The following is an 11,898-nucleotide window of genomic DNA, read 5'->3' as shown; positions in this document are numbered from 1 at the left end:
GGATTTTTTACATCAACCGGAACCTATCCGGTATCAGGCGAGCAGATTACTCTGCAGCAGGCGCTTCTTCTGCAGACGGAGCGGCGTCAGCAGCAGGTGCAGCTGCTTCGGTCGGGGCGTTCGCTTCCTTGATGGAGAGACGTACGCGGCCCTGACGGTCCACTTCCAGTACCTTCACCTTGACTACGTCACCGATGGTCAGGTGGTCAGCCACGTTCTGCACGCGAGCGTCGGTGATCTGGGAGATGTGTACCAGACCATCTTTGCCCGGCAGAATGTTGACGAATGCACCGAAATCGGCCAGACGGACAACTTTACCTTCATAGATGCGGTTCACTTCGATCTCGGCGGTGATGGCCTCGATGCGACGGATCGCTTCCATGGCGGCTTCGTTGGCCACGGCGGAGATACGTACAGTGCCGTCATCATCCAGCTCGATGTTGGTGCCGGTCTCTTCGGTCAGCGCACGGATCACGGAACCACCCTTACCGATCACGTCCTTGATCTTCTCAGGATTGATCTTGATGGTGTGGATACGCGGTGCAAAATCGGAGATCTGGGCACGGGGAGCCTGGATTGCTTCATCCATCACTTTCAGGATGTGCAGACGAGCGCCACGAGCTTGCTTCAGAGCAATCTCCATGATCTCTTTGGTGATGCCTTCGATCTTGATGTCCATCTGCAGCGCGGTCACACCTTCGGTGGTACCGGCTACTTTGAAGTCCATGTCGCCCAGGTGATCTTCGTCACCCAGAATGTCGGACAGCACGACGAAACCTTCTTCTTCCTTCACCAGACCCATGGCGATACCGGCAACGGAGGCCTTGATCGGCACACCGGCATCCATCAGCGCCAGAGAGGAACCACAGACAGATGCCATGGAGGAGGAACCGTTGGATTCGGTAATTTCAGAGACCACGCGCACCACGTACGGGAACTCGGCGGCGCTCGGCATCACGGCAGCAACGCCGCGCTTGGCCAGACGGCCGTGACCGATTTCACGACGCTTCGGGCTACCCATCATGCCGGTCTCACCGACACAGTATGGCGGGAAGTTGTAGTGCAGCATGAAGCGATCGGCACGGTTGCCGGTCAGCTCGTCGATGTTCTGGGCATCACGCTCGGTCCCCAGAGTGGCGACCACGATGGCCTGAGTTTCACCACGGGTGAACAGGGCAGAACCGTGGGCACGGGGCAGAATACCGGTACCTACGCTCAGAGCGCGGATCATTTCAGGATCGCGACCATCGATACGCGGCTCACCACGTACTACGCGACCACGAACGATGCGGCTTTCTAGGCTGTGGAACTCTTCGCCGATCTTCTTGGCATCTTCTTCCACACCGGAAGCGATAACTTGCTCAACCACACGACCCTTGATGGCTGCGATGGTTTCGTAACGGACAGCCTTCTCGGTGATGCGGTAGGCTTCACCCAGTTCGGCGCTCGCCAGCTCGGCAACCTTGGCTTTCAGCGCTTCGTTGACGGCAGGCGGAGTCCAGTCCCACGGCTTGGTGCCGACGGCAGCGGCAAACTCGTTGATCGCATTGATCACGGTCTGCATCTGCTCATGACCGTATACCACGGCACCCAGCATCACTTCTTCAGAGAGGATGGCCGCTTCGGACTCAACCATCAGCACGGCATTGGCAGTACCGGCAACCACCAGATCCAGATCACTCTGCGGCAGTTCGGTAGTGGTCGGGTTCAGCACATACTGACCGTTCATGTAACCCACGCGAGCAGCACCGATCGGGCCGCCAAACGGGATACCGGAGATGGCCAGTGCGGCAGAGGCACCGATCATGGCAACGATGTCGGGGGATACGGCCGGATTCACGGACATTACGGTCGCAACGACCTGAACCTCATTGAGGAAGCCTTCCGGGAACAGCGGACGAATAGGACGGTCGATCAGACGGGAGATGAGGGTCTCGCCTTCGCTCGGACGGCCTTCACGACGGAAGAAACCACCCGGGATACGACCAGCAGCATAGGTACGCTCCTGGTAGTTGACGGTCAGCGGGAAGAAATCACGGCCGTGATCGGCCTCTTTCTTGCCGACTACGGTCACAAATACGCAGGTATCGTCCATGCTGACCATAACGGCCGCAGTGGCTTGACGGGCCATCACACCGGTTTCCAGAGTGACGGTGTGTTGACCGTACTGGAATGACTTTACAATAGGATTCACGTGAATTTCCTTTTTACAATTTGGCTCTTTAAATTCGCGCACAAGTATACTTGATTCGATGCAAAAGGTAAGCGGCGACGCGAATTCTGTGAGGCAGGCAACGGCTTGAAGAGCAATAAAAAAGGGGAACCTGACGGTTCCCCTTTTTCGCGAAATCTGATGGTCGATTAACGACGCAGACCCAGCTTGGCGATCAGAGCAGCATAACGCTCGGAATCTTTACGCTTCAGGTAGTCCAGCAGCTTACGACGCTGGGAAACCATGCGCAGCAGACCGCGACGACCGTGGTGGTCCTTGGAGTGCTCTTTGAAGTGACCTTGCAGATGGTTGATCTGGGCAGTCAGCAGGGCAACTTGCACTTCGGGGGAACCGGTGTCGTTGGCGCAACGAGCGTTGTCAGCAACGATTTGAGCTTTGATCTCAGCATTTAGAGACATGGTAATACTCCAGTAGAGTGTTTAAAGGTTCACAGCCAATCTCTAATTCAGCCGTGAAATGAGGGCGGTATCATAATCCCCCCCGCCCCTTTTCGCAACGATAAAGAGGCGAAACGGGAAAGACGCGCTGATACGCCTGAGGATCACTCCTCGTCGTGATAACGCACCAGTCGCTTGGGAGCGACGCGGCCATCGTCATCAATCTCGCCAACCCCGATGAACTCGCGCTCCGGGCCGACCGTCATGCGAACCTGACCGCTTTGCGGCGCACCCGCCACCTGCACGGCCTGGCCCTGATTCACATAGGCAGCCACAACCGCCAGCATGTTCACCTCGGGCAAGCTTGCCACGGCGGTATCCATCGGCAGCAGCAGCGGATCCAGCTGCTCGCGCGGCGGGATGCTCTCGGCCTTGGCCTGCTCGAAGATGCACTCGAGTTGCTCCAGCGTCAGCATCCGCTCGTACGGATAGCTGGCCACCTGGGTACGGCGCAACTGGGTCACGTGGGCACCACAGCCCAGCACTTCACCCAGATCATCCACCAGAGAGCGGATGTAGGTGCCTTTGCTGCAGTGCACTTCAAGGCGCACCTCATCACCTTCGAAGCTCAGCAGTTTGAGCTCGAATACGGTGATGGGACGGGCTTCTCGCTCGATCTCGATGCCTTCGCGGGCATATTCGTAGAGCGGACGGCCGTTGTGCTTGAGCGCGGAGTACATGGAGGGCACCTGCATGATTGGGCCGCGGAACTGGTCCAGCGCCTCGATCAGGGTACCGACAGCCACTTTCACCGGACGGGTGGAGACCACCTCACCATCGGAGTCGCTGGTGTTGGTGCGCTCGCCCAGTTTGGCGGTCACCTCATAGCGTTTGTCCGCTTCCAGCAGATACTGGGAGAACTTGGTGGCCTCGCCGAGGCAGATCGGCAGCATGCCGGTCGCCAGCGGATCCAGTGCGCCGGTGTGACCGGCCTTGGCGGCGTTGTAGATGCGCTTGACCTTCTGCAACACATCGTTGGAGGTCAGGCCGGTCGGCTTGTCCAGCAGCAGAATGCCGTGCACATCACGGCCCTTGAAACGACGTCTTCGGGTCATCTCAGGCTTTATCCTCAGTCGTGTCATCCGGTGCGGATTCAGCTTCTTCGTCACGGCCGGATTCGGCCATGCGACGCTTGTCTTCACGCACAGTGTTGGTCACCAGGTTGGAGAGACGCATCCCCTCGACCAGGGTCTGGTCGTAGTAGAAACGCAGCTCGGGCACCACGCGCAGACGCATGGCACTGCCCAGCAGACTACGGATATATCCGGCTGCTTCGGTCAGACCCTGCAAGCCTTCCTTGATGCGCTCGGCATCATTTTCCAGCTGCAAGAAGGTGACGTAAATCTTGGCATAGTTGAGGTCACGGGACACTTCCACATCGGAAACGGTCACCATGCCGATGCGCGGGTCTTTCACCTCGCGCTGCAGGATCAGCGCAATTTCACGCTGGATCTGCTGTCCGACCCGACGGGTCCGGCTGAATTCTCTGGCCATATTCTATCCTGCGATAAAAGGGGGCCGCGGCCCCCTATTTTGTCTAACTCTCGGCTTACAGAGTCCGTTGGATTTCAACAGTCTCGTAAACTTCGATCTGGTCGCCTTCGCGCACGTCGTTGTAGTTCTTGACCGCGATACCACACTCGTAGCCGTTGCGAACTTCGTTGACGTCATCCTTGAAGCGGCGCAGGGATTCCAGCTCGCCTTCATAGATAACCACGTTGTCACGCAGAACGCGGATACGGTTGGAACGCTTGACCACACCTTCGGTAACCATACAGCCGGCAACGGCGCCGAACTTCGGAGACTTGAAGACGCTACGCACTTCAGCAAGACCGATGATTTCCTGACGATACTCAGGGGCCAGCTTGCCGCTCATGGCCTGCTTCACTTCGTCGATCAGGTCATAGATGACGGAGTAGTAACGCAGATCCAGGCTCTCGGATTCGATGACCTTGCGCGCAGATGCGTCGGCACGGACGTTGAAACCAACCAGGATGGCGCTGGAAGCAGCAGCCAGGGTCGCGTCGGTTTCGGTGATACCACCTACGCCGGAACCCACAATCTTCACCTTCACTTCGTCGGTGGAGAGTTTGACCAGCGCATCGCAGATCGCTTCCACAGAACCTTGTACGTCGGCCTTGATCACCACGTTCACTTCGGACACTTCGCCCTCGGTCATGTTGGCGAACATGTTTTCCAGCTTGGCCTTCTGCTGGCGAGCCAGCTTGACTTCGCGGAACTTGCCCTGACGATAGAGCGCCACTTCACGGGCTTTCTTCTCGTCACGGACAACGGTGGCTTCGTCACCGGCAGAGGGAACGCCGGACAGACCCAGGATTTCCACCGGCAGGGACGGACCCGCTTCCTTGATCTCGCGACCCAGTTCGTCACGCATGGCGCGAACACGGCCGTACTCGAGACCACACAGAACGATGTCGCCCTGACGCAGGGTACCTTCTTGTACCAGTACGGTAGCAACCGGACCACGACCTTTATCCAGGAAGGATTCGATCACGACGCCGTTGGCCATGCCGTCAACCACCGCTTTCAGCTCCAGTACTTCAGCCTGGATCAGGATGGCTTCCAGCAGGTCGTCGATGCCTTCGCCAGACTTGGCGGATACGTGCACGAATTGGCAGTCTCCACCCCAATCTTCGGACATGACGTTGTAACGGGCCAGTTCGGTCTTGACGCGATCCGGATCCGCTTCCGGCTTGTCGATCTTGTTGACTGCAACAACCAGCGGTACACCGGCCGCCTTGGCGTGCTGGATAGCTTCGATGGTTTGCGGCATTACGCCGTCGTCAGCTGCAACAACCAGAACAACGATATCGGTCGCCTTGGCACCACGAGCACGCATGGAGGTAAACGCCGCGTGACCCGGAGTATCCAGGAAGGTGATCATGCCACTGTCAGTCTGGACGTGGTAAGCACCGATATGCTGGGTAATACCACCGGCTTCGCCAGCAGCAACCTTGGCTTTACGAATGTAGTCGAGCAGCGAGGTCTTACCGTGGTCAACGTGACCCATGATGGTAACGACCGGTGCGCGCGGCTTGGCTTCGGAGGTCTCGTCACGATCGGACAGCACCGCCTCTTCCAGCTCGTTCTCACGACGCAGCACAACCTTGTGACCCATCTCCTCGGCGACCAGCTGAGCGGTCTCCTGGTCGATCACCTGGTTGATGGTGGCCATGGCACCCATCTTCATCATCACCTTGATGACTTCAACGCCCTTGACGGCCATCTTGTTGGCCAGCTCGGCCACAGTGATGGTCTCGCCGATGACGACGTCGCGGTTCACCACGGCAGCCGGCTTGTTGAAGCCGTGCTTCATGGCGTTCGGCATGGCAACCTTGCCGCGCTTGCCTTTACGGGCACGCGGGTTGCGAGAGTCGCGATCATCTTCACGACGACCGGCTTTCTTCGGTGCCTTGGCAGCTGCGGCAGTGCGGCGGCTGGTCTCTTCTTTCCGATCCAACTCGTCTTCTGCGGCTTGCGCATGCTTGTTGGTGGTCAGATGGTAGTCGCTGCTCTCTTTGGCGCGAGCGGCCTCTTCTTCAGCCCAGCGGGCTGCGTTCTGTTCCGCCATGAGACGAGCCTCTTCGGCTTTCTTCGCGGCGAGTTCTTCAGCTTTTTTCAAAGCTGTTTGTTCCTGTTGGCGCTTCAGTTCTTCTGCTTCGCGCTTGGCCATCTTTTCTGCCTCTTGCTGAGCTGTGCTACTGGCTGCTTTGGCGGGCTGTGAAGCCTGTCGAGCCTTTGATTGTGCCTCGATCCGCGCCTTTTCCTCAGCTTCACGACGAGCTTGCTCAGCCTCACGGCGAGCCTTCTCTTCAGCTTCGAGGCGAGCCTTCTCTTCGGCCTCGCGACGAGCTTTTTCTTCTGCTTCCAAACGCGCTGTTTCCTCGGCTTCCGCCTGACGCTGTTCATCTTCCAGCGCCGAGCGTCTTACATAGGTGCGAGACTTGCGCACTTCTACCTGCACTTCCTTGTTCTTGCCGCCAGTCCCCTGAACACTGATGGTGCTCTTGGTCTTGCGCTGCAAGGTCATGCGGGCAGGAGCGGCGACCTCGTCACCTCCATGCTGTTTCTTCAGGTGTGCCAGCAGAGCCTGTTTCTCAGACTCGCTGACCATGTCGTCGGCCTTGCTCTTGCTGATACCGGCATCGACAAACTGCTGGAGAAGACGATCAACCGGTGTGTCGATGTCAGTGGCAAGTTGTTTGACTGATACTTCTGCCATTCATTTTCCTCCGTTTGATCTTACTCGGACTGCTCTTCTCCGAACCAACAGATATTGCGAGCAGCCATAATGAGCTCACCTGCCTTCTCGGCAGTCAGCCCTTCAATATCAGCAAGGTCATCGATACCTTGCTCAGCCAAATCTTCCAGGGTGCCCACGCCACGGCCCGCCAGAGCGTAAGCCAGTTCGCGGCTCAGACCGTTCAGATTGAGCAGCTCTTCGGACGGCTCAACGCCATCGAAAGACTCTTCTTTGGCCAGTGCCTTGGTAGTCAGGGCATCTTTGGCGCGCTTGCGCAGCTCTTCGACCATGTCTTCATCCAGACCGTCGATAGCCAGCAGCTCGTTGACCGGTACAAAGGCGATCTCTTCCAGGGTAGAGAAGCCCTCTTCCATCAGCAGACCAGCGAAATCGTCGTCGATATCTAGGGTGCTGGTGAACAGGTTCATGATGCGGTCGTTTTCGGCCTGGTGCTTGGCACGCATGTCCTCAACGGTCATCACGTTCAGCTCCCAACCGGTCAGCTGGGAGGCCAGACGCACGTTCTGACCATTGCGACCGATGGCCTGAGCCAGGTTGGCAGCTTCCACGGCGATATCCATGGTGTGGTTGTCTTCATCAACGATGATGGAGGCCACATCGGCAGGTGCCATGGCATTGATCACGTACTGGGCCGGGTTGTCATCGTACAGCACGATGTCGGCGCGCTCACCGCTCAGCTCGGCGGAGACTGCTTGCACACGGGCGCCACGCATACCGATACAGGCACCGATCGGGTCGATACGACGATCGTTGGTCTTCACCGCGATCTTGGCGCGGGAACCCGGATCACGGGCAGCGCCCATGATTTCGATCATCTCTTCACCGATCTCCGGTACTTCGATACGGAACAGCTCTTTCAGGAAGTCCGGGCTGGAACGGCTGACAAACAGCTGGGAACCACGGGCTTCCGGACGCACTGCGTAGAGCAGGCCACGGACACGGTCGCCCGGGCGGAAGGTTTCACGCGGCAGCATGTCATCACGGAAGATCACGGCTTCAGCATTGCTGCCCAGATCCAGGATGACGTTGTCGCGGTTACTCTTCTTGACCACACCACTGATGATGGTGCCTTCTTTATCTTTAAACTGATCAACTACTTGTGAACGCTCGGCTTCGCGCACTTTCTGCACGATAACCTGCTTGGCGGTCTGGGTAGTGATACGGTCGAAGGTCACAGAGTCGATCTGGTCTTCAACATACTCACCGATCTGGATATCCGGCTGATCAATTTGTGCCGCTTCCAGGGTGATTTCAGCATAGGGGTTCTCCATCGCGGCTTGATCCGCAATGACTACCCAGCGGCGATAAGTGTCGTAGTCACCGGTCTTGCGATCGATTTCGACCCGAACTTCAATCTCGCCTTCATATTTCTTCTTGGTCGCAGTCGCCAGCGCGGTTTCCAGAGCCTGGAAGATCTTCTCGCGGGGTACCGCTTTCTCGTTGGATACTGCGTCAACGACCAGCAAAATCTCTTTATTCATATCCGATAGCCTCGTTAACCAAAGTTCGGCACTATGTTCGCTTTTTGGATATTGGTGAAAGCCAACACGTCGTCCTTACCATCTACTGTCAGGGTGATCATGTCGCCTTGCACAGCTTTGATTACGCCTTTGAACTTGCGGCGGTTGTTTGTTGCCATCCGAAGCGTTACCGCCGCCTCTTGGCCAACGTATTTTTCGAAATGGGCAACCTTGAACAGGGGACGATCCAGGCCTGGGGAGGACACCTCGAGGTAGTACTCCTCAGTGATGGGATCTTCGACGTCCATGATGGCGCCAACCTGATGGCTGACCTCAGCACAGTTCTCGACAGTCACACCCTGCTCGCCGTCGATATAGACACGCAAGGTGGAGTGTTTACCCGCACGGATAAACTCAATACCCCAAAGTTCAAAACCCAAGGCAACGACCGGAGCCTCGAGCAGATCGGTCAAACGTTGTTCCAACGTAGCCAAAGTCACCCTCCGAAAAACAAAAAAAGGGCATAAAGCCCAGATAGATATCGATTCAGAGTAAATTGCACATAACAAAAAGCCCCGATGTCAAATCGGGGCTTGGCGCTTTACCCTGATTGTCGCCTCGCAGCGACCGCCTTCCTGAGCGTAGGAAATGCGTGAAATTTGGTTGCGGGGGCCGGATTTGAACCGACGACCTTCGGGTTATGAGCCCGACGAGCTACCATGCTGCTCCACCCCGCGTCCGAAATCGTGCGAGATTATAGCCACTTCACTCTCTCGATACAAGACTGACTGGCTATAATACACTCGGTTTCCCGAGCTCACTGCTTAATTGGTGCCGTGGGCGGGACTCGAACCCGCACACCCTAGAGCACTACCCCCTCAAGATAGCGTGTCTACCAATTCCACCACCACGGCAAAACTCTTACTCGGGAACGTCAGTATCTTTCTTCACTGGCGCTTTGGTCTGCTCAACCTGTTGGGTTTGTTGCAGATTTTCCCATTCACTACCCTGCTTTACCTTGTTGCTGGACATAGATCCGAGCACCAGGCTGATAACGAAAAACAGAGTAGCCAAAATTGCTGTTGTTCGGGTCAGGAAACTGCCTGAACCACCGGAGCCGAATACTGTGTTCGATGCCCCTGCGCCGAAGGAGGCGCCCATATCAGCCCCTTTACCTTGCTGAATCATCACCAGACCAATCAGAGCCAGTGAAACCAGCAGATAAACGACTAAAAGAATCTCGTACATTTAACTTGCACCCTTTGCCGCTTCAACAATTCCTAAAAACGCATCGCTATCGAGGCTTGCTCCGCCAATCAGTCCGCCATCAATGTCGGGCTGTGCAAACAAATCTCTCGCGTTGCTCGGCGTTACGCTCCCACCATAGATGATTCTAACTTTCTCACCTATTACCGGAGTATCCTCCGCCAAGCGACCACGTATAAAGGAATGAACCTCTTGTGCCTGCTCGGGTGTGGCGCATTTACCTGTACCTACAGCCCAAATCGGCTCGTAGGCGATGATAGCATTATCGAAAGCCATCGCGCCATTTTTCTCTATGACGATATCCAGCTCTTCAGCGATCACCTCGAAGGCTCTTCTCGCCTGCCTCGCCGCACCTGATTCACCTAAACAGAGGATGGGAATCAAGCGTGCCGCTCTGGCTGCCGCAAACTTCTCTGCGACGATAAAACTGGTCTCACCAAAGAGACGCCTGCGCTCGGAGTGCCCTACCAATACGTAACGACACCCTGCCTCAACCAGCATCTGACACGAGATTTCTCCAGTGTAAGCGCCAGCAGCGTGCTGACTCACATTCTGAGCCCCCAACTGTATTACTTTCTGCTCGTTGAGCAGTGAAGCACTAAAGTCGAGATGCACATGGGAAGGACAGAGAACCACATCTACTTTTCCGTCAACGCCGCTTATGCACTGACTCGTAAACTGCTCTAACTGCGACCTACTACCGTGCAACTTCCAGTTGGCTGCTACAAACGGCTTGCGATGTCCCATCGGCAACTCCCTTGCGAAAGCGGGGCTGATAATATCCAGTGGATGCTCAGCTGACAAGTGCTATTTTTAAATTTTTGAATCGTTTGAACAAGATACAACCAGGGCGGCTAAAAAGCCGCCCTGGTTGTTCATTAAAACGCCGATTCAACCTGCTTGGCGATGCGCTGAGCCATGTCACGTACCTGCTGTTCATGCTCCCCTTCGACCATGACCCGGATCAGCGGTTCGGTACCTGATTTGCGCAACAGTACGCGACCACGACCAGCCAGCTCCTGTTCCACCTTGGCAACCTCAGCCATGACAGCATCAGCGGCCAGCGGATCCTTGCCTTCGGCAAAACGAACATTCACCAGCACCTGCGGGAACTTGCTCATGCCGGAGCGCAGCTTGGCCAGCGGCATCTCGGCACTGCGCATGGCGGTAAGTACCTGCAAGGCAGCCACGATGCCATCACCCGTGGTTGTCTGATCCAGACAGATAATGTGGCCGGAGTTCTCGCCACCGATACGCCAGCCCTTCTCTTCCATCATCTCCAGCACATAGCGGTCACCCACCTTGGCACGGGCAAACGGGATGCCCAGGGTTTGCAGCGCCAGCTCCAGACCCATGTTGGCCATCAGGGTGCCGACTACGCCCCCCTTGAGGCGACCATTGCGCAGGGCATCGCGCGCGATGATATAGAGCACTTCATCACCGTCGATGAGATAGCCGGTATGGTCGACCATGATCAGACGGTCACCATCACCATCAAAGGCAACCCCCAGATCGGCCTTGCACTCCAGCACTTTGGCAACCAGTGCGTCAGGCGCAGTCGAACCGACACCATCGTTGATGTTGAGACCATCCGGGGCACAGCCCATGGTGATCACTTCGGCACCCAGCTCGCGGAAAACCGATGGCGCAATGTGGTAAGTAGCGCCGTGGCCACAGTCGACCACCATTTTCACCCCATCCAGATTCATGTAAGAGGGGAAGGTGCTCTTGCAGAATTCGATATAGCGACCGGCGGCATCATCAATGCGCACCGCTTTGCCAAGTTCGGCCGACTCGACACACTTGAGCTCGTGATCCAGCTCGGCTTCGATAGCCAGCTCGACATCATCGGGCAGCTTGGTGCCGTCGGCGGAGAAGAACTTGATGCCGTTGTCGTAGAAGGGGTTGTGGGAAGCGCTGATGACGATGCCAGCTTCGGCACGGAAAGTGCGAGTCAGGTAGGCAACCGCCGGCGTGGGCATGGGCCCCATCAGAATGGCTTTAAGGCCTGCTGCGGAGAGCCCCGCTTCCAGTGCGGATTCCAGCATGTAACCGGAGATGCGGGTATCTTTGCCAATCAGCACCTTTTTGGTGCCCTTCTTCGAAAGCACCTTGCCGGCAGCCCAACCCAATTTCATTACAAAATCAGGGGTGATCGGGTATTCGCCAACCTTGCCGCGTACACCATCGGTACCGAAATACTTTCTTGCCATTGTC

General features: G+C 56.7%; 10 protein-coding genes and 2 tRNA genes. All 12 read right to left on the bottom strand.

All coding sequences use genetic code 11. The features are described from left to right. Positions 1–46: 46 nt before the first annotated feature. The 12 genes from pnp to glmM all read right to left on the bottom strand — a co-directional run bounded on the left by pnp (position 47) and on the right by glmM (position 11,894). On the bottom strand, positions 47–2,194 hold the full coding sequence (pnp, locus tag AB5Y83_RS11495) for a polyribonucleotide nucleotidyltransferase (protein WP_236768856.1): 2,148 nt from the start codon (positions 2,192–2,194) through the stop codon (positions 47–49). A gap of 167 nt (positions 2,195–2,361) precedes the next feature. Next, positions 2,362–2,631 (bottom strand): 30S ribosomal protein S15, encoded by a 270-nt coding sequence (gene rpsO, locus AB5Y83_RS11490; RefSeq protein WP_005338797.1) that lies wholly within the window; start codon positions 2,629–2,631, stop codon positions 2,362–2,364. A 143-nt stretch (positions 2,632–2,774) separates the two neighbouring features. Next, positions 2,775–3,725, bottom strand: coding sequence for a tRNA pseudouridine(55) synthase TruB (gene truB, locus AB5Y83_RS11485; protein WP_368175187.1), 951 nt, complete (start codon positions 3,723–3,725; stop codon positions 2,775–2,777). A 1-nt stretch (position 3,726) separates the two neighbouring features. Next, positions 3,727–4,164 (bottom strand): 30S ribosome-binding factor RbfA, encoded by a 438-nt coding sequence (gene rbfA, locus AB5Y83_RS11480; RefSeq protein WP_005338799.1) that lies wholly within the window; start codon positions 4,162–4,164, stop codon positions 3,727–3,729. 55 nt (positions 4,165–4,219) lie between these two features. Next, positions 4,220–6,913, bottom strand: coding sequence for a translation initiation factor IF-2 (gene infB / locus AB5Y83_RS11475; protein WP_005338806.1), 2,694 nt, complete (start codon positions 6,911–6,913; stop codon positions 4,220–4,222). 20 nt (positions 6,914–6,933) lie between these two features. Continuing rightward, entirely contained in the window at positions 6,934–8,436 is a 1,503-nt protein-coding gene (gene nusA / locus AB5Y83_RS11470) for a transcription termination factor NusA (RefSeq protein WP_115544343.1), read from the bottom strand. A gap of 14 nt (positions 8,437–8,450) precedes the next feature. Then, positions 8,451–8,909 carry a ribosome maturation factor RimP gene (gene rimP, locus AB5Y83_RS11465; RefSeq protein WP_005338809.1) on the bottom strand — a complete coding sequence of 153 codons (459 nt, stop codon included), beginning with the start codon at positions 8,907–8,909 and terminating at the stop codon, positions 8,451–8,453. Between the two features lie 166 nt (positions 8,910–9,075). Next, positions 9,076–9,152 (bottom strand) — tRNA-Met (locus AB5Y83_RS11460). 92 nt (positions 9,153–9,244) lie between these two features. Further along, positions 9,245–9,329 (bottom strand) — tRNA-Leu (locus tag AB5Y83_RS11455). A gap of 7 nt (positions 9,330–9,336) precedes the next feature. Then, entirely contained in the window at positions 9,337–9,663 is a 327-nt protein-coding gene (gene secG / locus AB5Y83_RS11450) for a preprotein translocase subunit SecG (protein ID WP_005338811.1), read from the bottom strand. After that, on the bottom strand, positions 9,664–10,428 hold the full coding sequence (tpiA, locus tag AB5Y83_RS11445; RefSeq protein WP_368175186.1) for a triose-phosphate isomerase: 765 nt from the start codon (positions 10,426–10,428) through the stop codon (positions 9,664–9,666). 131 nt (positions 10,429–10,559) lie between these two features. Beyond that, positions 10,560–11,894, bottom strand: a complete 1,335-nt coding sequence (glmM, locus tag AB5Y83_RS11440) for a phosphoglucosamine mutase (RefSeq protein ID WP_368175185.1) — start codon at positions 11,892–11,894, stop codon at positions 10,560–10,562. Between the last annotated feature and the right edge of the window lie 4 nt (positions 11,895–11,898).

Origin of the sequence: Aeromonas sp. R5-4 (genome assembly GCF_040908215.1) — a bacterium.
GTDB lineage: Bacteria > Pseudomonadota > Gammaproteobacteria > Enterobacterales > Aeromonadaceae > Aeromonas > Aeromonas veronii.
Note: the sequence above shows the minus strand (reverse complement) of the source record. Positions and strands in the feature narration are given on the sequence as shown.

What these genes read in the sequence shown, in the direction of transcription:
- rpsO (WP_005338797.1), bottom strand. Translation starts at nt 2,631, where the DNA reads ATGTCTCTAAATGCTGAGATCAAAGCTCAAATCGTTGCTGACAACGCT.
- truB (WP_368175187.1), bottom strand. Translation starts at nt 3,725, where the DNA reads ATGACCCGAAGACGTCGTTTCAAGGGCCGTGATGTGCACGGCATTCTG.
- rbfA (WP_005338799.1), bottom strand. Translation starts at nt 4,164, where the DNA reads ATGGCCAGAGAATTCAGCCGGACCCGTCGGGTCGGACAGCAGATCCAG.
- infB (WP_005338806.1), bottom strand. Translation starts at nt 6,913, where the DNA reads ATGGCAGAAGTATCAGTCAAACAACTTGCCACTGACATCGACACACCG.
- nusA (WP_115544343.1), bottom strand. Translation starts at nt 8,436, where the DNA reads ATGAATAAAGAGATTTTGCTGGTCGTTGACGCAGTATCCAACGAGAAA.
- secG (WP_005338811.1), bottom strand. Translation starts at nt 9,663, where the DNA reads ATGTACGAGATTCTTTTAGTCGTTTATCTGCTGGTTTCACTGGCTCTG.
- tpiA (WP_368175186.1), bottom strand. Translation starts at nt 10,428, where the DNA reads ATGGGACATCGCAAGCCGTTTGTAGCAGCCAACTGGAAGTTGCACGGT.
- glmM (WP_368175185.1), bottom strand. Translation starts at nt 11,894, where the DNA reads ATGGCAAGAAAGTATTTCGGTACCGATGGTGTACGCGGCAAGGTTGGC.